This is a genomic window from Streptomyces sp. NPDC057854 (assembly GCF_042797055.1).
Classification (GTDB): domain Bacteria; phylum Actinomycetota; class Actinomycetes; order Streptomycetales; family Streptomycetaceae; genus Streptomyces.
On the sequence record NZ_JBHVMF010000027.1, the window covers coordinates 77,148 to 99,448 of the forward strand.

Consider the following 22,301-nt stretch of genomic DNA (forward strand, 5'->3'; position numbering starts at 1 on the left):
GAATCGTTACTGAAAGCAGCACTGAATGGCCGGCCGCAGCGTCAGCCACTGGGTTCCCGGACCCTTGGACTGTGACGATGGGTAACCATGCGCGGATTCCACGGCACCATCACAGCCCCACGACGTTCCCCTTCACCCGTTTTCGGTGACGAAGACCACTCACTGCGAGGAATCATCATGGACACCGCCACCGTTCCCTGCGGATGTCCGGTCACGCTGCATCTGCCGCTCCTCTCGGACGAACGCGCGGCCCGCCAGGCCCGCCAAGCCGTGGCACGACTCCTGGAACAGGAGGCGGACGCCTGCCCTCGCGAGGTCGCCGAGGATCTCGTACTGATCGTCTCGGAGTTGGTCGGCAACGCGGTGCTCCACGCCGCCGGACCCTACGCGCTCACCTTGAGCCTGGAACGAGGTCAGGCGGGCATCGCCGTCAGCGACGGGACGGCGGACCTGGCCGGGAGCCATCGAGAAGGGCGGTGCAAGGAGACGGGAGGCCGGGGGCTGAGGATTGTTCGTTCGCTGGGGGCGGACCTCCTCGTCAGCTGCTCCGGCCGGGGCAAGCAGGTCATCGCGGTCCTGACCTGGTAGCCCGGGCGGAGAGGACGTGGTACCGCGGGCGGCTGTGCCGACAGCCGCCCGCGGCCGACCCGCTCGGAGCACACTGCCTTCCGGGCGGATCACCGGTCCGCGCCACCCCGTCTTGAAGGCGGCGGACCGGAGCTCTTCTCGCGGTGCTCGATCAGGCGTTGACGCAGGTGTTGCCGAAGGTCGGGTTCAGCAGCCCGATCACGCTGACGGTGTTACCGCACGCGTTGACCGGGATGTGAACGGGAACCTGCACGAGGTTGCCCGAGCCGACTCCCGGCGAGTGGGCGGCCACGCCCTGTGCACCGGCATCGGCCGATGCCATCGACGCGCCACCGATGACCACCGCACCGGCCGCCAGGGCCACCGCCAGACCATTCCGCACACGAACCATGTGAACTACCTCCCATGAAGGTGCCTCGGCCGAGCAACCCGCGCGGCCGGTGAGGAGAGCGGGAGAACGTCGCTCCGCTCACCTCACGCACCGTCTTCGCCGCCGTCCGCCCTTCGGCTTGGCCCCTGCGCCCGCCTTCCCTCGAACGGGTTATTCGACGATGGCGCGGGTGACGAAGCACCACCCATCCACCCGCCGGTCCGCTACGAAAAATCAACGAAGCACCCACAGGTTTCGCGACCGGGCCGCCGCCGGGCGGCCCGGCACGATCGAGCGACGACACAAGGACCGGCATGCGATGGACGCCCCGCCCCCTGACGGCCGGCCCAGGCCGCCCCTGCGCCTTCTCACCACGACCGGAGCGGTGCAGGTGAACCAGCCGCTTCCCTTCGGCGCCGGCCGCAACGGCCGCGCCGCCCCCAGCGACCTCACCGAGACCATGGGCAAGGTGGCGCGCGGTGACAAGCAGGCGTTCTCCGCCCTCTACGACGCACTCGCACCCCTGGTCTTCGGCATCGTCCTCAAAGTGGTGCGCGACCGGGCGCAGTCCGAGGAGGTCGCCCAAGAGGTCATGATCGACCTGTGGCGCCAGGCCGCCCGCTACCGGCCCGACGCCGGCAGCGTGCAGACGTGGGCCGCGACCATCGCCCACCGCCGGGCCGTGGACCGCGTCCGCTCCGCCCAGGCCGCCGCCGACCGCGAGCACGCGCAGGCGGCCCGGGAACACACCACCGCCTTCGACGAGGTCGCCGAACAGGTCGAGACCCGCCTGGAGTCCGAACAGGTACGCCGCTGCCTGCGCGGCCTGACCGAACTCCAGCGCCAAGCCGTGACCCTGGCCTACTACCAGGGGCTGACCTACCGTGAAGTCGCCGAAGCCCTGCGCACGCCTCTTCCCACCATCAAGACGCGCATGCGCGACGGGCTCATCCGGCTCCGCGACTGCATGGGGGTGACCACATGAACCACCACACCACCGACGCCCACACCCTCGCCGCCGCCTACGCACTGGGCGCACTCGACGACGACGAACGCAAGGACTTCGACGCCCACCTCCAAACGTGCGAGGCATGCCGCCAGGAAGCAGCCGAGTTCCAGGCGACCACGGCGCGCCTGGCCGCCGCGGTCGCCCAGCCGCCGCCTCCCGGAGCCAAAGCACAGGTCATGGCCGCCGTCGACGGCGTGCGTCAGCTGCCCCCACGCGTCCCCGCCGCCGGTGCGGCACCCGTCCTCGGCGGGATCCTGCGCCGCCGTGCCGTGTCCCTGGCGCTGGCCGCCACTGTGGCCGCCGTCGCACTGGGCGGCGTCGCGGTGTGGCAGACACAGAACGAACAAGAGCTGGAGCAGCAGGCCCGCCAGGCCCAGCAGCAGCTCGACGCGGTCAGTGCCGTCCTGGCGGCCCCGGACGCCCAAACCGTGCACGGCAAGGCCGCCAACGGGGCCCTGACCACCGTCGTCTCCTCCGAGCAGCGGAACCAGGCCGTCTTCACCGCCGCCAACCTGCCGGCGCCCGGCGCCGGGAAGACCTACCAGCTGTGGCTCGACCACGACGGCACGATGCTCCCGGCCGGTCTGATCGACCACGACGGCACCGTCATCCTCGCCGGGAACCCTGCCGACGCGGGCGCCGTCGGCCTCACCCTCGAACCCGACGGAGGATCCCCCCAGCCCACCACCGATCCGCTGCTGCTGATGGCCCTGCCCGCCTGACCGGGCGCTCCGCAACGATCAGCGATCGAGGTACTTCATGGCAAGCATCCCGGAGATCGGGGACATCGTCGGCGACTTCTGCCTGCCCGGCGGACATCTGGACGGCGAAACCTTCCATCGCCGCGACTACACCCTGTGCGAGCAGCGCGGCAAGCCGCTCGTTCTCGTCTTCTACCCCGGCGACAACACACCGGTACGCACCGCACAGCTCTGCTCCTACTCCGACGGCATCGACCAACTCCAGTCCGCCGGTGCCACCGTGTGGGGCATCAGCCCACAAGGGCTCGACAGTCATCAGAAGTTCGCCCGCAACCGCAGGCTGAGCATGCCCCTGCTGTCCGACGAGGAGCGTGTGGTGGCGAAGTCCTTCGGGATCAGCGCACCCCTGATCGGCCTGCGCCGGTCGGTGTTCATCGTCAACGGCCACGGCCGCCTGCACTGGAAGCACGTCACCGCCATAGGCGCCAGCTACCCGCCCGCCGTCACGCTGAGCACGCATCTCGCCGGTCTCACCGGCTGAACCGGCACACCTCTTCGACCGGACCTTCCACCTCGCGGTCACACATCACGCCAATCCGATCGCCCGACTGCTGCGAAGTACGGGTGAAACGCAGCAGTCGGGCGGCGTGTCGAGTGGCGGGAGCAATGGTGGTCGAACAGCGCAAGGCGGCGGTCGTGGGCGCCGGCGTGGCGGGCCTGACGGCCGCCTACGTCCTGGCGTCCTCGTACGAGGTCACCCTGTACGAGGCGGACGGGAGGCTCGGCGGCCACGCCCACACCCGTGAGCTGCCCGGCCCCGGCGGTCGGGCACTTGCCGTGGACTCGGGGTTTATCGTCCACAACGAGCGCACCTACCCCACCCTGCTGAGGTTGTTCCGGGAGCTGGAGATCGGCACGCAGGACGCCGAGATGAGCATGTCGGTGCGGTGTGACGGGTGCGGGCTGGAGTACGCGGGTGCCCGGGGCGCTGCGGGACTGTTCGCCTCCCGTGCGGCCCTGCGGTCGCGGTACCTTCGGCTCCTGGCAGAGGTGCCGGTCTTCCACCGGGGTGCCCGGCGGCTGCTCGCGCGGGGGACTCACGCGGGTGTCACCTTCGGGGACTTCCTGCGCGAGGGCGGGTTCTCCCCCTACTTCGTCGGCCACTTCGCCCTGCCGCTCGTCGCCGCGGTGTGGTCCTGCCCGGCCCGCACCGCGCTGTCGTACCCGGCCGCCTACCTGTTCGCTTTCCTGCACCATCACGGTCTGCTGTCGATCACCGGCTCCCCGCAGTGGAAGACCGTCACCGGCGGTTCGTCCGCCTACGTGACTGCCGCTGCCAAACGCGTCCACCGCATCCGCACCTCCAGCCCGGTCGACGCCGTCCGGCGCACGGGCCGAGGCGCCCTCGTCACCACCGGCGACGGCGCCACCGACGCGTACGACGCCGTGGTCATCGCCACGCACCCCGACCAGGCGCTGCGCATGCTCGCGGACCCCACCGCCGACGAGAAGCGGCTCCTGGGCGCCTTCACGTACTCGCGCAACCCCACCGTGCTGCACACCGACACCTCCCTCCTGCCCCGCTCTCCGAAGGCGCGCGCCAGCTGGAACTACCGCATGACCGGCTGCGAGCCCTCCACCGCACCCGTACACGTCAGCTACGACATGGAGCGCCTCCAGCGCCTGCCCGCAGGCTCCGGCTACGTCGTCACGCTGGGCGGTGACACCGGCATCGCCCCGGACCGGGTCGTGGAGCGGATGGTCTACGAGCACCCCGTCTACACGCCCACGTCGGTCGCGGCGCAGAAGGAACTGCCCCGTCTCAACACCGGTGTGACCGCGTACGCGGGCGCCTGGCACGGCTGGGGGTTCCACGAGGACGGCTGCCGCTCCGGCGTCGAGGCAGCCCGGTCCCTGGGGGTGGACTGGTGACCCGCACCGAAGGAGACGTCATATCCGCGGGCCTCCTGGGCGCGGAGCCCGTCGCGGCGCTGTACGACTGCGTGATCACGCACGTCCGCCGCACGCCGCTGCACCACACGCTGCGGCACCGCACCTACCTGTGGTGCGTGGACCTCGACCACCTGCCAGTGCTGCCCCGGCCACTGCGTCCGCTCGCCCGTTTCGACGCCCGCGACCACTTCGCCGGCACCGCCGACTCCCTCCGCGCCGGGCTCGACGCCTTCCTCGCCGCGCACGACATCGACCTGGGCGGCGGGCGGGTGGTGATGCTGGCGCACGCCCGGGTCTTCGGGTACGTCTTCAACCCGCTGAGCGTGTTCTGGTGCCGCGATGCCTCCGGCTCCCTGGTGTGCGTGGTCGCGGAGGTCCACAACACCTACGGTCAGCGCCACTGCTACCTGCTGCGGACGGACGATGCGGACGAGGCCGTGGCGGACAAAACCGTCTACGTCTCGCCGTTCTTCGCGGTCGACGGCCGCTACCGGATGCGCCTGCCGCTGCCCGGGGAGCGCCTGGCCCTGACCGTCCACCTGGAGAACGACGACGGCAGGGCGTTCACCGCGGTCGTCCGCGGCCGCCGCCGGCCCGCCACCGTGCCCGCGCTGCTGGCCGCGGCCGCGCGCAGACCCTGGTCCACCGCCGCGGTCTCGGCCGGCATCCGCCGCCACGGCGTCCACCTGCTGCTGCGCGGACTCCCCGTGCACCCACGTCCCCGTTCCGCCCCGCAGAAAGGCACGCTGTCGTGACCCGCCCCGCCCTCACCTCCGAAAGCCGCTCCCGGCTCGCCGGCCGCACCCTCGACGTCCCCGAGCAGACGCCGCCGGGCGGCCCCGCGACCGCTGCGCCCCTCAGCCGTGCGGACGTCGACGCCGACCACTGGCCGGACGTGGTCCGGATCCCCTCGGCCGGCCCTGCCCGGACCGCCGTCGCCCGGTACCTGGTGAGCCGGGCCCTGGACAAGTTGTCCCTGACCGGTCCTCCGGCCGGTACGCGTCCTTCGGCGGTGGGCCCGCACCTGACGCTCCACGACTCCGATGCCTTTTACCAGCGCATCGGGCGTGACGGGCTGATCGGCTTCGGCGAGTCCTACATGGCGGGCGAATGGGACAGCGACGACCTGGCTGGCGTCCTGACCGTCCTCGCCGCCCACGCCGACGAGCTGGTGCCCGCTCCGCTGCGCCGGCTCCGGGGCCTGTGGGTGTCGGCCCGCCCCGTCGCCGACCGGAACACCCGCGACGGGGCCCGCGCCAACATCCAGCGCCACTACGACCTCTCCAACGACCTGTTCGCCACGTTCCTCGACGCCACCTTCACGTACTCGTCGGCGGTCTTCACCGGGTTCCCCGCCCGCTTCGAGTCCCTCGCCTCCGCGCAGCACCGCAAGATCGACAGGCTTCTGGACCTCGCCGGCGTCGGCGAGGGCACCCGGCTGCTGGAGATCGGCACCGGCTGGGGCGAACTCGCCCTGCGGGCCGCCGCCCGCGGCGCGCGAGTCACCACCCTGACCCTCTCCGCCGAGCAGGCAGCCCTGGCCCGCGAGCGGATCGCCGCGGCCGGACTCGCCGACCGGGTGGACGTCCAGCTGCGCGACTACCGCGACGCGGAAGGGCGGTACGACGCCGTGATCAGTGTCGAGATGATCGAAGCGGTCGGCGCGGAGTACTGGCCCGCCTACTTCAGGGCCCTGCGCCGCGCGCTCGCGCCCGGCGGCAGGATCGCCCTGCAGGCCATCACCATGGGCCACCGGCAGATGCTCCACACCGCCGCCACCCACACCTTCATCAGCAAGTACGTCTTCCCCGGCGGTCTGATCCCCTCCCGCGAGGCCATCGCCGCGCACTCGGCCGCCGCCGGTCTGCGCACGGTCGCCGACGACGGCTTCGGCGAGCACTACGCCGAGACCCTGCGCCTGTGGCGGGAACGGTTCGCCGCCCACCGCCCCGCCGTCACCGGCCTCGGCTTCGACCCCGTCTTCCAGCGCATGTGGGAGTTCTACCTCGCCTACTCGGAAGCCGGATTCCGCTCCCGCTACCTCGACGTCCGCCAGCTCCTCCTCACCGAAGGAACGCACCGATGAGCACTGCCGACCGACTCGCCCAGCTCCTCGGCCACTTCCTCCCGGGGCCGCTCCCCGTGCGTCTGCGCGCCTGGGACGGCAGCCAGACGGGCCCCGCGGACGCGCCCCTGGTGGTTCTCCGCTCGCCCGACGCCCTGCGCCGCGTGCTGTGGCAGCCCGGCGAACTCGGGCTCGCCGAGGCGTACGTCACCGGGGACCTCGACGTCGAGGGCGACCTGGCCGACGCCCTCTCCCAGGCCGGCCGGAGCGTCCGCGACCGGCGCCCGGCACGCCCCGGGCCGGCGGGCATGGCCGCGGCCACCGCCCTCGCGGTACGCCTGGGCGTCGTCGGTCCGCCCCCGAGGCGCCCCGACGGGCGGGCACGGCTGACCGGCAGCCTGCACAGCGTCTCGCGCGACCGCGCGGGCATCAGCCACCACTACGACCTCTCCAACGACTTCTACGCCCTTCTCCTCGACGAGTCGATGGCCTACTCCTGCGCCTACTGGACCCGGCCCGACGACCCGGGTTACACCCTGGCCGACGCGCAACGCGACAAACTCGACCTGATCTGCCGCAAACTGGACCTGGGCCCCGGGGACCGCCTGCTCGACGTCGGCTGCGGCTGGGGTTCCCTCACCGTCCACGCGGCCCGCGCGTACAAGGCGCGCGTCACCGCCGTCACCCTGTCCCGCGCCCAGCACCACCACGTCACCGAACGCGCCGCGCGCGAGGGGGTGGCCGATCTCGTGGACGTCCAGCTGCGGCACTGGCGGGACATCGACGGGGGCGGCTACGACGCCGCGGCCGCCGTCGAGATGGGCGAACACGTCGGCGACGCCGAGTACTCCGCCTTCGCCGCCAAGCTGCACGACGCGCTGCGCCCCGAAGGCCGGCTCCTGATCCAGCAGATGTCCCGGGGCGCCCACGCGCCCGGCGGGGGCGCCTTCATCGAGACGTACATCGCCCCCGACATGCACATGCGCCCCGTCGGCCGGACCGTGGACGTGCTGGAGACCGCCGGACTGGAGGCCCGCTCCGTCGAAGCGCTCCGCGAGCACTACACGACCACCATCGACGCCTGGCGCGCCACCCTCGAACAGCGCTGGAGCGACTTCGAGGACCTCGTCGGAACGACCACCGCCCGCGTCTGGCGGCTCTACCTCGCCGGTGCCTCGCTCGCCTTCGCCGAGGGCCGCATGGGCGTCGACCAGATCCTCGCCGTACGGCCCACCCGCGACGGCGTGTCCGGCATGCCGGCCACCCCCGCCGCCTGGTACCACCCGGCGATGCCGGCGTGAACGGCACCGACTGGGGCGCCCTCGCCGTCAACCTCGCCGTCGCCGCGGCCACGGCTCCGGCGGTGCTCCTCGCCACCTTCGCCATCGCCGTGCGCCGCCGACTGCACCGTATCGTCGACATCGCCTGGGGCCTCGCGTTCGCCGCCGTCGCCGCCGTCACCTGGCTGCTCTCCGCCGACCACGGCGACGGCGGCCGGCGCCTGGTCGTCGCCGCGGCGACAATCGTCTGGGGGCTACGCCTGGCGGGTCACATCGCCCACCGCTCCCGCGGCCACGGCGAGGATCCCCGCTACACCGCCCTCCTCGACAAAGCACCGGGCAACCGGACCCTCTACGCGCTCCGCACCGTCTACCTCGGCCAGGCCGCCCTCGTCTGGCTGATCTCCCTGCCCGTCCAGGCCGCCTCCTACAGCTCGGCGCCCCTGGACGCCCTGGCGTACTGCGGGGCCGCGGTCTGGGCGACCGGGCTCGCCTTCGAGGCCGTCGGGGACCACCAGCTGGCACGCTTCAAGGCGGACCCCGCCAACCGGGGACGGATCATGGATGAGGGCCTGTGGGCCTGGACCCGGCACCCCAACTACTTCGGGGACAGCCTCGTCTGGTGGGGCCTGTACCTCCTCGCCTGCACCGCCTGGCAGCCGGCCCTCGCCGTCCTCGTCTCCCCGGTCCTGATGACCCTGCTCCTCACCATCGGCAGCGGCAAGCGCCTCCTGGAGAAGCACATGGCCCACCGCCCCGGCTACGCCGCGTACACCGCGCGCACCAGCGGCTTCCTCCCCCTGCCACCCCGCAAAGCCGTTCCCGGAAAGCCGGAGCGTATGACATGAGCGGATCCGATCGGAGCAGCGCCTTCCCGGCTCTCCACCTGCCCGAGCCCAGGTTTCTGCCTGCGGCCGGCGCGGTACTGCTGCTGCACGGCGGACGTGCCGACTCCCTCGCACCCCCGTCTGCCCTCAACCTGCCCGACCTGCGGATGAAGGCTTTCGCCCGGGTACTCGGCCAGGACCCCCGCCACGCCGACGTCCTCATCGGTTACGTCCGCTACCGGATGCGCGGCTGGAACGGCGAGCGCGCCGACCCCGTCCACGACACGCGCCGGGCCCTGGCCGAACTCGCCGACCTGGTCGGCCCTCTGCCCGTGGTGCTGCTCGGGCACTCCATGGGCGCCCGGGCCGCGCTGCGCGCCGCCGACGATCCGCACGTCCGTGGCGTCGTGGCACTCGCTCCCTGGTGCCCTCCCGGTGAGCCGGCCACCCACCTGGCGCACCGCACCGTGATCGCCCTCCATGATCCGGCCGACCGGATCACCTCGGCCACCGACACGTGGGCCTACCTCCATCGCGCCGAAGTGGCCGGGGCCCGCGTCCGAGGCATCCGCATGCCCGCCGGCCGCCACGTCATGATCAGCCGCTCGGGTCTCTGGCACAGTCTTGCCGCCCGCAGCACAGCCGAAACCCTCGGTCTGGATTCCCCGCCCTGTACCTCCACCCCGGAGACAATATGGGGGGCAGGACCGCTGGACGCCGCCATGTTCATCCCGTCCGCCGGTGAATGTCACCCGATCCGCCTGCGCCGCAGCCACTGAACGCTTCCCGGACGCCTGCCCCGGCGCCCTTTTGCCCGAAGGAACCCCATGTCCCCTGCTCGTTCCGCGCTTCTGCTCGCCGGTCTGATGGCCTCGGCGGGCCTCGCTCACTTTGCCGCGCCCCGGCAGTTCGACGCCATCGTGCCGGGCTCTCTGCCGGGTGGCCCCCGGGCCTGGACCACGGCCAGCGGCGTGGTCGAGCTGGCTCTGGCAGCCGGTCTCGCGCTGCCGGCGACCCGAAGGGCGAGCGCCCACGCGACCGCCCTCTTCTTCGCCGGAGTGTTCCCGGCGAACGTCAAGATGGCCTACGACTGGCGCCACCGCTCGACGACCGCAAGAGCCGTCGCCTACGCGCGGCTTCCCCTCCAGGTTCCGCTGATTCTCTGGGCCCGCCACGCCGGTCTGCAGGACGTCAAGCGTGGCCTCGTCGGCGACGACGGGTGAGAAGGAGCAATGAGGTGGCGAGAAGTGCGAGCACTTGGGCGATGACGACGAGATTCTTCTCGGTGAACCAGGCCGGCTCGTACATGTTGGGCAGGGGGCCGAGTTCGCCGACGTCGACGTAGCGGTAAAGCAGGAGAGCAGCGAGTCCGCCGGCGGCGACGGTCCAGGCGAAGGCGTCGGCCAGAGGGCGGCGCCGGACGAGGAGCAGCAGCGCCGCGAGTGCGGCGATGGCTGCCTCGATTCTGAAGAGGGTGCCCTGGCTGAGGGTGGCGCTGACGGCGTCGTAGCGTTCGGCGAGACGCGCGTGAAGGTAGGCGTCGGCTGCGAGACCGGCCGCCGCCAGGAGACGGGCGGCGGCGTGTAGCCTCCGGTGGCCGCTGTCCGGCCGCGTCGGATCGTGATGCATGGGATCGCTCCATGGTGAGACGCCGCGCGGGTCAGCGGACGGTGAGGGCGCCGCTCATGGACGGATGGATGCCGCAGAGGTAGCGATACGTGCCGGCAGCGGACGGCGCGGTGAACGTGGCTGTCTCGCCGCCTTCGATGGTGCCGGTATCGAAGGCATCGGCGGCCTGGGCTGTCACGGTGTGGGGAGCGGAGTCCTCGTTCACCACGGAAACCCTGGCTCCTGGTGCGACAGTGAGGTCGGCCGGCTCGAAGCGGAAGTCCTTGATGACGATGCGCTCTTCGCTGACCGACGTGGAGGACGGCGCCGAGGGCAACGTTGAGGTGGGCGCGGGCCCGCCGGAGGAGGAACAGCCGGCGAGGGCGATGAGCAGGCACAGCACCGCGATCGCCACGACCATGTGCGGTGTGCGGGAGCGGGGACGGACAAGCATGGGATCCTCCTGGGTGCGCTGAGCGGGAGGCCCTACGGCCACAGAGGCTGGATGATGCGACCGGGGCTCCCTGAAACCGCGGCGGCGCGCGGACCAGGTGCGGTCGAGGTCTTCAGCAAGGGGCGGTGACGGCCCCGGCGGCGAGTGGTCACCGAGGCCGTCATACGGGCGGAACGGCTACGGCCCGTATAGCTGTGGCTGTGGGCGTCAACCCCTTCGCTGAGGGCTAGTAGTTCTTGCCCATGGAGGCGCCGGCGTGGCCTTCGATGGTGCCGCAGCTGGCGGGGGCGGTGGCTTCCTGGGGCAGCTTGGGGTCGAGCTCACTCTTGCCCTTGCCGAAGTCGTACACCCCGTTGCCATTGGGGTCGATGCCGTGCTGAACGACGTGCAGGCGGGTGATGTTGTCGGCGACGGCCTGGGAGACGGCGATCGTCCGCGAGTAGGACAGGTTGCCGTTCTTGTCCGCGACCGGCATCCGGTCGACAGCCAGACCGCTGGCCTTCGTGGTGTCGCCCTTGGTGGTCAGGGAGATGTTGATGTCGCCGTAGGCGGGCAGTCCCTCGGCGGTGGTGACGATACCGTCGCCGTTCTTGTCGGCGCTGGCGTCGGGGCAGGTGAAGTTGTGCCCGGTGGTGGAGCCGTGGATGTGCTGGGCGTGGGGCTGGCCGGGGACCAGACCCTGGGCGTTGATCTTCACCGTGAGCTGGCGGCCCTGCAGGGTGAGCTGGGCGGTGCCGCGGGCGCCCGAGTCGTTCAGCTGCCGCAGGTCGACCTTGTAGCTCCGGCCGTGCTGCGTCTGCTGACCTGCGTGGTTGGTGTCATGGGCCAGTGCCGGGGCTGCCACGGCGAGGGTGAGGGCCGCGGGCAGGGCCATGAGGGCGGTCAGACGGGTGGAGCGCTTGATTGTCATCGCGATGCATCCCCTTCCGGGGAGGTTTCACCGGCACGAGGCCGGATCGCGTCCGGACGTTCAGTCCCTTTCACCCATCATTCGGTGCGCCCCCGAAGGAGGATTGGGTACTGGTCGCACCACTCTTCGCGCGTGAGCGCATCGCAGAGGCTGAACTCACACCCTTCGCCTTCGCCTGATACAGCCGCACACGTCCAGACGATCAGTGCTGGCCTCGGGGGTCAGGGATGAACGCGCCGACTGTCGTTTCCACGGGCACGGCAGTCAGCACTTCGAGGCCCGGACGGAGCAGAGGGCGGCCAGCTACTCGGCAGCGCGGCTGTGTGATGCGCGCGGCTCCCATCAGAGCAGGTGGCACCCCCGGCCCCCACGAACCCTGAGGTCAAACCAGTCATCTCCCGTTTGTGTGCATAGCGAACAAACCGTCAGGACAAGGGGTCTGCGGGGCATGTACGACGTAACATGAGAGGGCGAGGTCTCGCCGCATCCCCCGTCGGCGAGACCTCGCCCTCGGACTCGGCCAAGCAGCCGGGCAACTCGCCCCCGACCTCGCCCGCCGCCTGCCGACCCCATAATCACGACTGCAGGAAGCCACCAGGTCACCACATGTCTCCGGGCTGGTTGGACGATGCGGGCTCCAATGCTCCTCGTTAGCTGTTCCTGGCCCGGGCCCGGTCGACCTGGCGCAACAGCAGGTCGGCGAACTGGATGATTTGGCCCGCCTCGATCGGGTCGGCGAAGTCGACGGTGCGGTGGCTGGAGGGGTTCTTGTAGCGGCCCATGGCGCCGGCGAACAGCGCGGACTCGGCCTCCTGCTCGCCGCCCTCTGCGCCGGCGTCGGCCAGCGGGCCGCCGGGCTTGCCGTTTTGGTGCGGTTAGAACGCCTTGCGCATCAGCGCGACGCCGACGAGGGAATTGTCGAGCCCGGAGGCGTCGCGGACGGCGACTTCGACGGCCTTCATGGGTGACCCCGCCGCCGTGCCGCCGGGAAAGGAGGGCGACCGACTGATCGCGGCCGCCGTCGCCCAGGGCGCCTTCTTTCCGGTCAAGACGGCTCTGATCGAAGCGGCCTACGACGAGCCCGAGATGGTCGACGTCGTGTACTGCGGCGAGCAGGCCGTTCATGTGCACTACGCGATGGACACCGAGAACTTCCAGCTGGAACGGGTGGCCCGAGCGGCTCACCGCCGCATCCAGAAGCTCGCCGGCGGGCGCTGTGCCTGCGGTGCGGCGCTCCAGATCGGCACGGGCCCAAAGGTGCCACCGCAGGACGGCAGTAACCACGCGTCGGCCCTGTTATCTGCGACAAGGCAAGAACGGTGCCCACACTCGTCACACGAGGTGGCCGTGGGTTCGGACGGGCACGTCCAGCCGGTCGCCGACCTCGGCGAGGACGTCGGGGCAGAAGTAGTACCAGCGCAGGCGCGTGATCCCGCCGTCGACGATCTCGGCGCGCAGGACGTCCTCTACCGCCTCGGGGTCGCTGCCGTCGGCCGGGGTGGCCCACATCAGGAGCAGCGGTTCGCCGTCGAGCTCCCGGACTTCGGCGCGCCACCGGACGGAGGACTCCAGGACCAGGGTGTGGTGCAGCGATCCGGCGGCGATCTGGGTCCGTCCGACTTCGTGGGCGACGCCGATGACGTCGCTGACCGCGTCCTGGACGAAGAGCTCGGTCAGTCCGTCCAGGTCGTACGCGGTGAATGCCGCGGCGAGGGCGTCGAGGGTCTCGCGGTCGGGAGCCGTACGGCGGGCGAGCGCAGCTGCCCGCTTCGGATCGGCCAGGCGCCCGCGGCCACGGTGCAGTGCGGCCTTGATCGCCCCCTCGGTGGTGCTCAGCATGGCGGCGATCTCCTTCAGCGGCAGGTCGAACACGTCCTTGAGGACGACGGCGGCACGCTCCTGCGGCGCCAGCAGGGTGGTCATCTCCGCGAGCGCGTCGCGGACCTCGGCGGGATCGGCGCCGGCAGGGGCAGCCCGCTCTGCCGGCTCCACGAGGAGCGGGGCCGGGCGGCGCACCTGGTCGAGGTAGGCGTTGGTCGCGATCCGCACCAGCCACGCCATCGGCCGCTCGACCGGCTGGTGGGTCTGTGCCGCCCGTGTGAATGCCCGGGCGAGTGCCTCCTGGGCCAGGTCCTCGGCGTCCCACACGCTGCCGGTCAGCCGCCGGCAGTAGCGGAACAACTCGCCACGCAGTGGCTCCAGCGCCACGAGGAACTCGCGGCGTGCGGCCTGCGCCGCCGTCAGCAGGGGCTGCGGCAGTCGGCCGGTGGCTGGGGTCAGAGGGGGTTGAGGCATCGCTTCACGGCTCCTTGCGGGGTGAATGGCTGTACACACCGGTACGACGGGACAGCCTTCACGCCGGATACGTAGCCGAAGCGGTGACTTGGCTCACGCCCTCAGCCCCGTGGCGGCACCGGTCACGAGGACGCGTGGCGAGCGCGGCCGGACGCTCCCTCTCGTCCGCGTCGTCGTTGCGGCACCGTCCGCACACCAGCCGTCGCTTCTTGGGCTGCTGGGGAAGCCGTACCTCGTGGGGCAGCGGGGACTCCGTCGGTGAACTTGCGAGGTCGTAGTTGTACTCCGCACGGACCAGCCGCGCGACACGGACCCTTCTCTGAGCACGGGGCGACCGTCCCGTATACCCAGCAGCCTCCGCACTCGCGTCCTCCGCAGTGACCAACCACATGACCACCATCACTGCCGTCACCCTCACCGGAAGCGTCAGCAACGAAGAGCCTCAACGCTTCAGCTGCACGCGAGTAACCCGGTACAGGACGAAAAGGGAGCCCCGCCGCCAAACCGGCGAGGCCCCTCCGGGTTCATGCTCACGAACTTACGATGCATGTTCGGACGACAACCGCGGACGAGGCTGCCCGGGAGGGCAAGGGCACGAACTGCTGGATACTCGCCGAAGGCTTTCTCCGGGACGGACCATCCAGAGCACGCAGCGCACGATCACGCTCGTCGGCCGAGAGACGGGTCAGCAGGGCCACGAGCCTGCCCAGCTCCTCCTCACCCGACGTCACCGGTCACCCGCCAGGTCGAGATCCCGCTCGGACGCCTCGGCAGGAATCTGCGCCGGCTTCGGCCGGCGCCACGGACGGGCGATCGGCTGAGACACCCCGCGCCACCAGGTATCCGCGGGCAGCTTGCCCGCCGGCTCGAACGGCTCACCGGGACGGGGGAACGCCACCGCCTGCCCCGCCGCCTCCGCCGCGTCCTTCGTCCACTCCCCCGGCTCCGCCCACGGGTGCGGAGCCAGGTTGAAGGTGGCCCAGTGGATCGGCAGCATCACACCGGACGGAGCACCTCCCTGCAGGTCAAGATGGGCCTGGACCCCCTGCGCAGGCGTCATGTGAATGTCTGGCCACGCCCCAGACATCGGCGTATAGTCCGTGTGGTTCTTGGGCGATATGACGCACTATCAGGTCTTACCGGCCACAACTCCAGGAGGCCCGAGGACTGGTCTCAGGCCCTCCGCGCCACCCGGAAAGGTCACGGACGAAGCCCCCGAACTGCTGCGGGTGTCACCTCACCGACCGCGCCGCCACCTGGCCTGCGGTCACCGAGTCGGAGGTTCGCGGCCTACTGCCGGTGCGTCTCTGACTCAAGTCACCAGCCAGCCCATTCGTGTTGCTCTGAGTCCCGCTGGTCGTCCACTGGGACGGCAACAGGCTGCGGATCGGGTCTGAGGAACCATGTCGATGGCAGCGCCCCACGTCAAGCCCCGAGTCGGACACAGTGGGATGCGTGCCACTGAAGAGAGCGGTGGGTCGTAGCTGATGCGCGAAGCCTGCTTCGACCTCGACCAATGTCAGCCTGGACCTCATCCGGGACCAGATCCTGCCGTTGGCCCTGCACGGTCTGGCTGCCGACGGGCCCGGCATGCGCGGTAGCCGTACGGCGGTCGACTGCGCACCGGGCCCGCCCGTCCTGCAAGGGTCAGTTCTGTTCTTCGTCGCCGCGGGCGGCGCGCACGGCGAAGAACCATGAGGCTGCGAAGATGACCGCCGAGCAGGCGAACATCGCAGCGCTCTCCCGCGCTCCTCTCATGACCCAGAACGCGATACCTGCCGCGAAGGCCAGGACGGCCAAGACCGGCATGATCTTGGCGTTGCTGCGGCTTTCGTTCACCTTGTTCCACTCCTTGCGGGGGGACGTCGGGGCGCTGCTCGCGAGTGCAGGTGCGGCAGCGCCCCGGTTCCTGATGGTTGTGCTGTTACCGGACTTGGTCAGACCGGTGGGTAGGTGCTACCACCAGCGTCGCGAGTACCAGTTCCGCTTGCGGTGGGAGGCGGGCTTGTACTTGGCGTGACGGCCGCTTCCCGGGAGCCATCGTCGCAGCCCGGCCTTGAGTCCCCATCTGCCGATGGCGCCGAGGGCCGCGCCGCCTCCTCCGAAGCCCGCGGCGCCGGAGATGCCGGCCCACATGATCTCGCTTCGGGTGGATCGGCGGTTTCCTGCCCACTGAGCGCCTGCGCTGGCGGCTCCGCCGGCGATGACCGCGCAGGCGGCGGCTGCTGTTCCGAAGGTCACGAGGCCACAGCCGACGCCGGCGAGGCCACCGGCGATCCAGACGCGGTTCCTCTTGACCCAGCGTCCGACGCCGCTGCGCTTGAAGCGCTTCCACTTCTTCTTGAACCAGCCCCACTTGCCGTCGAGGTCGTAGCTGTTGAGCGGGTCCGCGTGGACGTAGTCGTAGGCGTTCGCGTTTCCGCCGTAGACGGGGTCGAGGGAGAGGAAGCGGCCGGTGGCCGGGTTGTAGAGCCGGACGCCCATGAGGGTGAGGCCGGTGAGGGTCTCCGTGGAGCGCTGCTTGGCGCCGAGCCAGTTGTAGCGCGTGGCGGGCTGACCGGCGCGGGGGTTGCCGTACTCGTCGCTGTCGAGGGCGACGGGTGCCTGACTGGTGTCCAGCGGGAGCTGGAGGGCGACGTCTCCGTGGATGTTGGTGAGCTGCAGGACGGTGTCGCCGGTCTTGCTGGTGGTGGCGGCGAGGTCGCCCGAGGCGGATTCGACGTTGCGTGTGAGGGCGCCGGTGGCGGTGTCCTCCACGATCCAGCGGGGGTTGTCGCCGTCGCCGTCGTAGTGGTTCAGCTTGGAGCCGGTCTGGGTCCAGGTGCTGCCGCTGCCGGTCTCGGTCTTGAAGGAGCGGAAGCGGTGGGCGGCGTCGAGCTGCCAGGTCCGCCGGGTGCCGTTGGCGGTCTGCTGGTGGACGAGGTCGTTGGTGTAGTAGCCGACCGTCCCGCTGCCGGGGACCGAGGTGGACCGGCCGAAGGCGTCGTAGACGTAGCCGGTGTCGACGAGGCGGTCGGCGCTGTCGTAGGTGTGGCTGGTGGTGGTGCCTCCGGTGGTGGGGCAGTCGGCGCCGGGGGTGCCCGTCGCGCGTGTGAGGGACTTGCGGTTGGTGCGGTTGTCGAAGGTGTAGGTCCGCTTGGTGCAGACGGTGTCGGTGGTGTCTTCGACGGTGATCAGGCGGCCGGTGGCGTCGTAGCCGTACTTCTGGTCGGACCAGCCCGCGTGAGTGGTGACCTGCCCGTGGACGGATTCGGTCACGGTGTCCGCGTAGACGATCGCGCCGTCGCTGTCACGCGTGTAGGTGCGCTTGAGCTGGCTGCCGGTGGTGTCCTCGGTGCTGGTGAGGGTGTAGCCGCCGGGCAGCTTCTCCGTCGCGACGGAGCCGTCCGCGTCATAGGTCGCTTGGAAGGCGCCGGCGATGGAGTCCGTGGTCCTGGTGGCCAGACCGCGGGGCTCGGCCGTGTGGTCGTAGGTGTAGGTGACGGTCGAGGGCGCGTTGTCCGTGACCTTCACCGGCCGGTTCAGCAGGTCGTACTCGGTGGTGGTCACGCCGCCGTCGGCGTCCGTGTAGGACGTCTGGCGGCCGAGCTTGTCGTACGCCTTGGTGATGGTGCCCCCGGTCGGGGAGACCGTCCTGACGATGCGCCCGGTGGCCGGGTCGTACTCGTTGGTCGACTCCGGTACCGCCTGGCCGATCCCGCCGGTGACGGCGACCTTGGTGGCGCGGCCGGCGTTGTCGTAGGTGGTCGTGGTGGTGCGGGTGCTGCCGTTGGCGGTCTCGGAGACCTTGGCGGGGCCGCCCCACCAGCTGTACTCGGTGGTGGTGGTCGGCAGCTGGGTGGGGTTGGAGCCGCCGCCGGTGATGGCGCCGGCGGGTCCGGTGGAGCAGACCAGGTCGGCCCACTCGGGGCGGCCCTGGCAGGTGCCGGTGCCGGTCGCGGACCAGTAGGTGGTCACGCGGGTGCCCGCGTCGGTGCCGGTGGCTCCGGGCAGCCGCTGCTTGATGACGCGGCCCTGGGCGTCGTACTCGGTGGTCTCGGTGATCGAGAGACCGCCCGGGTCCTTGATCGTCTGGGTGGGCATGCCCTTGGCCCAGTCGTACACGGTCTGGGTGATGCGGGTCTCGCCGTGGATGCCGGGGTGCTCGCGCACCTCCGCTCCGGTGGTGACCTTGGTGATCTGGTCCTTGACCTTGGCTGTGCCGTCGGTGGGACGTCCGGCGTCGTACTCGTTGACCTTCCGGGAGCGGGCGGTCACCGACGTGCCGGCGGAGACGAGCGTCGTCGTTCCGGACTTCAGGTCGGCGGTGAGCTCGATCCGGCGCAGCGGGCCGAGCTCCTCCAGTTCGCGCATACCGGTGCCGTCGTAGACCGACTTGGTGGCCAGCAGGTCGGCCCGGTCGGCGCTGGTGAGCAGGCCGATGCCGAGCTCGGACTGGGCGGCCTTGTCGGCGGCGCCGATGCCCAGGGCGATGGCGCGGTTGCCGGCGGACAGTTCGCGGACGGTGTTGCCGAAGCGGTCGTACTCCGTGGTGGTGATGTGGCCGCCGGGCGTGGCGCTGTTCACCGAACGGCCGGAGACGCCCATGTACGTGACCTCGGCGCGGGTGTACGAGCCGGAGGTCAGCGTGCTGCCGTCGTGGGAGGCGGGTACCGCGTCGGCGGGGAAGACAGCGGTCGCGTCGGTCGGGGCGTCCAGCTGTCCCCAGGCCTTCACGTCCGCCGCGCCCATCTTGTAGGGGGCGGTGGTGCCGGTCAGCGGCACGTTGTACACGACCGACGTGGACGCGGTGCCGGACTCGACGTCCTTGGTGCCCTGCTGGAGGCCGGAGCGGGACGTCCTGAGGAGCATGCCGTCACCGGCGGTGGCGGCGTTGCCGGCCTTGCCGTAGGTGAAGGTCCAGGGCAGTTCCCCCGCAGGGGTCAGGCCGGTGACACGGCCCGCCGCGTCGTAGGAGTACTCGGTCTTCAGGGAGGGGCTGATCTGCGGGTTCCATGCCTGGCGCAGTCGGCCGGACGCGTCGTAGGCGTACGTCTGCACGGCCTTGGAGGTGGCCGCGGCGGCACCGGGCTCGGTGGACCACAGCCGGATCTCCTTCACCTGGCCGGCGAAGTCACCGAAGGTAGTGTCGGTACCCGTGGTGGTGGCGGCGTAGACGAACTCCAGTGCCCGGCAGCCCTTGGTGGCCGGGGTCGCCGTACACGTGGCCGCGGTCGCGGCGGAGGTGGGGGCGATGACCCGCTTGGGCCGGGACAGCTTCTTGGTGTCCACGGTCACCGTCTCGGAGACGACCGTGGTGGTGGTGCCGGCGAGGCCGTCCAGGAGCGTGGAGGAGACCTGCCAGGTGGCGGCGGCCGCGTCGGGCTTGGTGAACTCGGTCACCGTCCCCTCGGTGTCGGTGAGCGTGAAGGAACCGGACACGTTGCCCGTGAGGGTCAGGAACTCGGAGCCCGTCTCGGGCACCCAGGCTGTTCTGGCGGCGTTCGCCGTGAAGTGCGTCTCCTCGCCCTCGGAGTCGACGACGGCGACGGCCGTGTCGGAGATCCGCCGGATATGGGAGTAGTCCGAATCGGTGGCCTCGGCCACGGTGCCGGAGACCCACTCCTTGCCGAAGATCGGTGCCTGCCCCTCCTGCTTGGCGCCCTTGTCCGGGGTGCGGGAGGAGGCTGTGCGGGACACGGAGAGCCCGAAGGCGGAGGCGTCGTCGGCGGACAGCGAGTAGTCACCGGTGAGCAGGTTGAGCGAACCGGGTCCCACCTCGTCGACGGCCGCGCCGCTGGCGTTGCGGTCGACGACGACGGAGAGGGGCTGGGTGGCACCGGTACCACCGGGGCCGGTGAAGTCGGCCTTGATCTGGACCGTGCCGTCCGGGTTGACGGTGTCGGTCGCGTTCCAGACCAGGGGGGCGTTCTTGCCGCCCGTCATCGGGACCGGCCACGCGGTCAGCGGCGTACCGCCGGAGGTCACCTGTCCGGCCGGGATCTGCGCCCAGGCGTCGGCCTCGGAGCGGCGCCAGGAGAAGGACACCTTGTCGTACTTGGCTCCGTCGGCTTCGGCGACGAGCGGGAGGCGGCGTGCGGTGCGCTCGCCGTCGGCCGGCTGGACGAAGCCGCCGGGGCCGGCGTGGAAGGTGTAGTCGACGGCCTCGGACTTGTTGTCCGCCTTGTCGACCGCGCGGACCTGGAGGGTGTGGGTGCCGTTCTTGGGCGGGGTGACCGAGATGGCCTTGGCGCCCGAGGCGCCGCCGGTGGTGACCTTGGTCCAGGTCACACCGTCCAGGGACCACTCGAGCCAGTTGTGGTCCGTTCCGGACGGCGGGGTCACGGTGAAGGTGCCGGCCTGCCCTGCGCCCTTGACCCACGAGGCGGACGGGTAGTCCGTCGACGTGATGCCGGTGGGAGCGGAGGGGGCGGTGGTGTCGACCGTGAAGGTCTTCCACGCCGACCAGCCCAGGTTGTAGTGCGTGCCGTCGTACGGTGACGTACGGAACTTGTACGTCTTGCCGTTCGTGAGGACCCCGGCGGGGACGGTCACCGAGGCGACCTGCCCGGAGTTCACCCAGGGGGACACGATGACGTCGCCGACCTGGGCGTTGGTGGCGGAGTCGAAGATCTGGAAGGTGCCGTTGACCTTGTCGCCGTTGGCGTCGACGAACGTGTCACGGAGGATCGGCGTCGTGGTGTTGACGACGTAGGCGCCGCCGTAGGAGAAGAACGGAGCGCCCGCCTCCTGCTTCGTTCCCGTGCGGGGCCGGTAGTTGTACGTGACGGTCAGCTTCGGAACGTTCGAGGCGGCGTTGGCGGAGTTGACCCGCTTCCACTCTTTGATGTCGTTCTCGTCCGTGGCACGAAGACCCATGCCGGCGTGGGACCACTTGTTGTTCGCCCAGTGCTGCACCAGGTTCGTGACGTCCGCGCTGATCCACCCGTCGGCGGTGCAGGACGGGTTGCCCTTGGTCTGGGTGGAGGTGGCCATCTTGGTGACCATCGCCGGCTGGTTCGTCCAGCGCGAGGCCGTGGAGGCGTTGTTCGCCGTCCACACTTCCCACGGCTGGGCGGTGCAGTCGGTGTTGCCGGAGTGGAAGTTCCACAGTGACAGGGACGCGCTGGAGACCAGTGCGTCCGCGACCGGCGCGGTGTTCCAGGTGATGAAGGAACGCGCGGTGCGATAGGTGCCGTCGGCGTTCTTCGTTCCCGGGTTGCCCAGGTCCAGCTCGGTGTCGGCCGACCAGTCGACCGTCTCGCCCTGCTGGACGTAGGTGTCGAAGAGATTGCCCAGCGCGGACGTCGACGGATCGACGGTCACCGGGTACTTCGTCGCCGGGTCGGCCAGGAAGGCCGCGTCCGGGGTGAGGACCAGGTCGACGCCGTCCTTGGTCTTGACGACCTTCATGGCGACCTTGGCCCGGCGGGTGTGCTCACCGGAAACCTCGTCGACGGTGGCGTCCCACATGACCGGGGCGGGCATGACTGCGCTCTTCTTGGACTTCTTGTCCGTGAAGAGCACGCTGCCGTCCGACTGCTGCTCGACCTTCATGCCCTTGGTCTTCAGCGGCAGCGTGTACGAGAACCCGGCAGCGGGCTTGGCCTTGACCTCGACGAACTGCTCGAAGCCGGTACGCGTGGCCTCCACGACCACATCCGCGCCGGGTACCGCGTCCTGGTAGGTGGCGCGGGTGCCGTCGAGCTTGGGCGCGGGCAGGCCGCCGCGCCACTGCAAGGTGATCGCCTCGTCACCGGTGCCCAGGGTCACCAGGTCCGTCGCCGGGGCGGACTGGGCGGCACGCAGGGAGGAGGCCTTGGTGCCGGACTTGCCTGCGAGCTTCAGTCCTTGCGGGTGGGCCTTCGGGACGACAGAGCCGTCCGAGGCGCCGACGAGCTCGACATCGACGTCACGCCAGTCGCCGGTGGCCGGGTCCTGGAATCGGACAGGTCCGGCGGACAGTTCGGTCGTGAGGGAACCGTCTTCGTTCACCCACGTCGTCGACGACTCGGTCCGCTCTGACAACGCCTCGACACGCTTGCCCGACAGCCGTGCCGCCACACGGGCGGAGGCGATGTCAGTGGCCGACGTCGCGGCGAGCGGCGTCTGCGGGGCCTCCGCCGCCTGCGGACCGCTGGGCGCGGCGACGGCGGCTTCGGCGCCGTAGAGCATCGACACCGACATGAGCAGGGCCACTCCGACCGCGGTGGTGCGGATGCCCTTGTGTTGGTCGAGTCTTGGTCGGTAACGGAACCCTGA

The 22,301-nt window shown here is 70.7% G+C and carries 18 protein-coding genes and 3 pseudogenes; 11 read left to right on the forward strand and 10 right to left on the reverse strand.

The genetic code is table 11. The features are described from left to right. Window positions 1–177 precede the first annotated feature (177 nt). Entirely contained in the window at window positions 178–588 is a 411-nt protein-coding gene (locus ACFVQZ_RS30985) for an ATP-binding protein (RefSeq protein WP_383628049.1), read from the forward strand. 151 nt (window positions 589–739) lie between these two features. Here the strand turns inward: ACFVQZ_RS30985 and ACFVQZ_RS30990 are convergent, their stop codons facing one another. Beyond that, window positions 740–979, reverse strand: a complete 240-nt coding sequence (locus tag ACFVQZ_RS30990) for a chaplin (protein WP_030497993.1) — start codon at window positions 977–979, stop codon at window positions 740–742. A 370-nt stretch (window positions 980–1,349) separates the two neighbouring features. Here ACFVQZ_RS30990 and sigK point away from each other — a divergent pair, with 370 nt between their 5' ends. The 10 genes from sigK to ACFVQZ_RS31040 all read left to right on the forward strand — a co-directional run bounded on the left by sigK (window position 1,350) and on the right by ACFVQZ_RS31040 (window position 10,016). After that, window positions 1,350–1,943, forward strand: a complete 594-nt coding sequence (gene sigK / locus ACFVQZ_RS30995; protein ID WP_373305444.1) for an ECF RNA polymerase sigma factor SigK — start codon at window positions 1,350–1,352, stop codon at window positions 1,941–1,943. Then, window positions 1,940–2,689 (forward strand): anti-sigma factor, encoded by a 750-nt coding sequence (locus ACFVQZ_RS31000; protein ID WP_190044978.1) that lies wholly within the window; start codon window positions 1,940–1,942, stop codon window positions 2,687–2,689. The genes sigK and ACFVQZ_RS31000 overlap by 4 nt, the downstream gene beginning before the upstream one ends. 37 nt (window positions 2,690–2,726) lie before the next feature. Beyond that, window positions 2,727–3,209 carry a peroxiredoxin gene (locus tag ACFVQZ_RS31005; RefSeq protein ID WP_383628052.1) on the forward strand — a complete coding sequence of 161 codons (483 nt, stop codon included), beginning with the start codon at window positions 2,727–2,729 and terminating at the stop codon, window positions 3,207–3,209. A gap of 125 nt (window positions 3,210–3,334) precedes the next feature. After that, on the forward strand, window positions 3,335–4,600 hold the full coding sequence (locus ACFVQZ_RS31010; protein WP_030497930.1) for an FAD-dependent oxidoreductase: 1,266 nt from the start codon (window positions 3,335–3,337) through the stop codon (window positions 4,598–4,600). Then, window positions 4,597–5,376, forward strand: coding sequence for a DUF1365 domain-containing protein (locus ACFVQZ_RS31015; protein WP_051788423.1), 780 nt, complete (start codon window positions 4,597–4,599; stop codon window positions 5,374–5,376). The genes ACFVQZ_RS31010 and ACFVQZ_RS31015 overlap by 4 nt, the downstream gene beginning before the upstream one ends. Beyond that, a complete protein-coding gene (locus tag ACFVQZ_RS31020) occupies window positions 5,373–6,707 on the forward strand; it encodes a class I SAM-dependent methyltransferase (RefSeq protein ID WP_383628055.1) in 1,335 nt (444 codons plus the stop codon). The genes ACFVQZ_RS31015 and ACFVQZ_RS31020 overlap by 4 nt, the downstream gene beginning before the upstream one ends. Further along, entirely contained in the window at window positions 6,704–7,987 is a 1,284-nt protein-coding gene (locus ACFVQZ_RS31025) for a class I SAM-dependent methyltransferase (RefSeq protein WP_383628057.1), read from the forward strand. Before ACFVQZ_RS31020 ends, ACFVQZ_RS31025 begins: the two co-directional genes overlap by 4 nt. Continuing rightward, a complete protein-coding gene (locus ACFVQZ_RS31030) occupies window positions 7,984–8,814 on the forward strand; it encodes a DUF1295 domain-containing protein (RefSeq protein ID WP_030497926.1) in 831 nt (276 codons plus the stop codon). The genes ACFVQZ_RS31025 and ACFVQZ_RS31030 overlap by 4 nt, the downstream gene beginning before the upstream one ends. Beyond that, window positions 8,811–9,572, forward strand: coding sequence for an alpha/beta fold hydrolase (locus ACFVQZ_RS31035; RefSeq protein WP_383628059.1), 762 nt, complete (start codon window positions 8,811–8,813; stop codon window positions 9,570–9,572). The genes ACFVQZ_RS31030 and ACFVQZ_RS31035 overlap by 4 nt, the downstream gene beginning before the upstream one ends. Window positions 9,573–9,620: 48 nt before the next feature. Next, window positions 9,621–10,016, forward strand: coding sequence for a hypothetical protein (locus ACFVQZ_RS31040; RefSeq protein WP_051788422.1), 396 nt, complete (start codon window positions 9,621–9,623; stop codon window positions 10,014–10,016). On the opposite strand, the gene ACFVQZ_RS31045 is transcribed toward ACFVQZ_RS31040, so the two are convergent. From ACFVQZ_RS31045 to ACFVQZ_RS31085, 9 genes and pseudogenes are all read right to left on the reverse strand, one after another. After that, window positions 9,985–10,422: a hypothetical protein gene (locus tag ACFVQZ_RS31045; RefSeq protein WP_030497923.1), complete on the reverse strand. Its 438-nt coding sequence runs from the start codon at window positions 10,420–10,422 to the stop codon at window positions 9,985–9,987. The two genes, ACFVQZ_RS31040 and ACFVQZ_RS31045, sit on opposite strands and share 32 nt — an antisense overlap. A 31-nt stretch (window positions 10,423–10,453) precedes the next feature. Continuing rightward, window positions 10,454–10,855, reverse strand: coding sequence for a cupredoxin domain-containing protein (locus ACFVQZ_RS31050; RefSeq protein ID WP_036416442.1), 402 nt, complete (start codon window positions 10,853–10,855; stop codon window positions 10,454–10,456). A gap of 241 nt (window positions 10,856–11,096) precedes the next feature. Further along, a pseudogene (locus ACFVQZ_RS31055) lies at window positions 11,097–11,765 on the reverse strand (hypothetical protein); the annotation flags it as partial. A 650-nt stretch (window positions 11,766–12,415) separates the two neighbouring features. After that, window positions 12,416–12,625 (reverse strand): annotated as a pseudogene (locus ACFVQZ_RS31060) (TIGR02391 family protein); the annotation flags it as partial. A 15-nt stretch (window positions 12,626–12,640) separates the two neighbouring features. Next, window positions 12,641–12,814, reverse strand: coding sequence for a hypothetical protein (locus ACFVQZ_RS31065; protein ID WP_383628062.1), 174 nt, complete (start codon window positions 12,812–12,814; stop codon window positions 12,641–12,643). 283 nt (window positions 12,815–13,097) lie between these two features. After that, complete coding sequence (locus tag ACFVQZ_RS31070) at window positions 13,098–14,060, reverse strand: sigma-70 family RNA polymerase sigma factor (RefSeq protein WP_150234920.1); 963 nt, start codon at window positions 14,058–14,060, stop codon at window positions 13,098–13,100. Window positions 14,061–14,787: 727 nt separating this feature from the next. After that, a pseudogene (locus ACFVQZ_RS31075) lies at window positions 14,788–15,135 on the reverse strand (MBL fold metallo-hydrolase); the annotation flags it as partial. A gap of 572 nt (window positions 15,136–15,707) precedes the next feature. Continuing rightward, window positions 15,708–15,899 carry a hypothetical protein gene (locus ACFVQZ_RS31080; protein WP_030497917.1) on the reverse strand — a complete coding sequence of 64 codons (192 nt, stop codon included), beginning with the start codon at window positions 15,897–15,899 and terminating at the stop codon, window positions 15,708–15,710. A gap of 117 nt (window positions 15,900–16,016) precedes the next feature. Then, window positions 16,017–22,226, reverse strand: a complete 6,210-nt coding sequence (locus ACFVQZ_RS31085) for a DNRLRE domain-containing protein (RefSeq protein ID WP_383628087.1) — start codon at window positions 22,224–22,226, stop codon at window positions 16,017–16,019. Between the last annotated feature and the right edge of the window lie 75 nt (window positions 22,227–22,301).

Bases quoted from the DNA above. Each gene is read 5' to 3' on its own strand.
- ACFVQZ_RS30985 (WP_383628049.1), top strand. From the start codon at position 178: ATGGACACCGCCACCGTTCCCTGCGGATGTCCGGTCACGCTGCATCTG.
- ACFVQZ_RS30990 (WP_030497993.1), bottom strand. From the start codon at position 979: ATGGTTCGTGTGCGGAATGGTCTGGCGGTGGCCCTGGCGGCCGGTGCG.
- ACFVQZ_RS31000 (WP_190044978.1), top strand. From the start codon at position 1,940: ATGAACCACCACACCACCGACGCCCACACCCTCGCCGCCGCCTACGCA.
- ACFVQZ_RS31005 (WP_383628052.1), top strand. From the start codon at position 2,727: ATGGCAAGCATCCCGGAGATCGGGGACATCGTCGGCGACTTCTGCCTG.
- ACFVQZ_RS31010 (WP_030497930.1), top strand. From the start codon at position 3,335: ATGGTGGTCGAACAGCGCAAGGCGGCGGTCGTGGGCGCCGGCGTGGCG.
- ACFVQZ_RS31025 (WP_383628057.1), top strand. From the start codon at position 6,704: ATGAGCACTGCCGACCGACTCGCCCAGCTCCTCGGCCACTTCCTCCCG.
- ACFVQZ_RS31035 (WP_383628059.1), top strand. From the start codon at position 8,811: ATGAGCGGATCCGATCGGAGCAGCGCCTTCCCGGCTCTCCACCTGCCC.
- ACFVQZ_RS31040 (WP_051788422.1), top strand. From the start codon at position 9,621: ATGTCCCCTGCTCGTTCCGCGCTTCTGCTCGCCGGTCTGATGGCCTCG.
- ACFVQZ_RS31045 (WP_030497923.1), bottom strand. From the start codon at position 10,422: ATGCATCACGATCCGACGCGGCCGGACAGCGGCCACCGGAGGCTACAC.
- ACFVQZ_RS31050 (WP_036416442.1), bottom strand. From the start codon at position 10,855: ATGCTTGTCCGTCCCCGCTCCCGCACACCGCACATGGTCGTGGCGATC.
- ACFVQZ_RS31070 (WP_150234920.1), bottom strand. From the start codon at position 14,060: ATGCCTCAACCCCCTCTGACCCCAGCCACCGGCCGACTGCCGCAGCCC.
- ACFVQZ_RS31085 (WP_383628087.1), bottom strand. From the start codon at position 22,226: ATGTCGGTGTCGATGCTCTACGGCGCCGAAGCCGCCGTCGCCGCGCCC.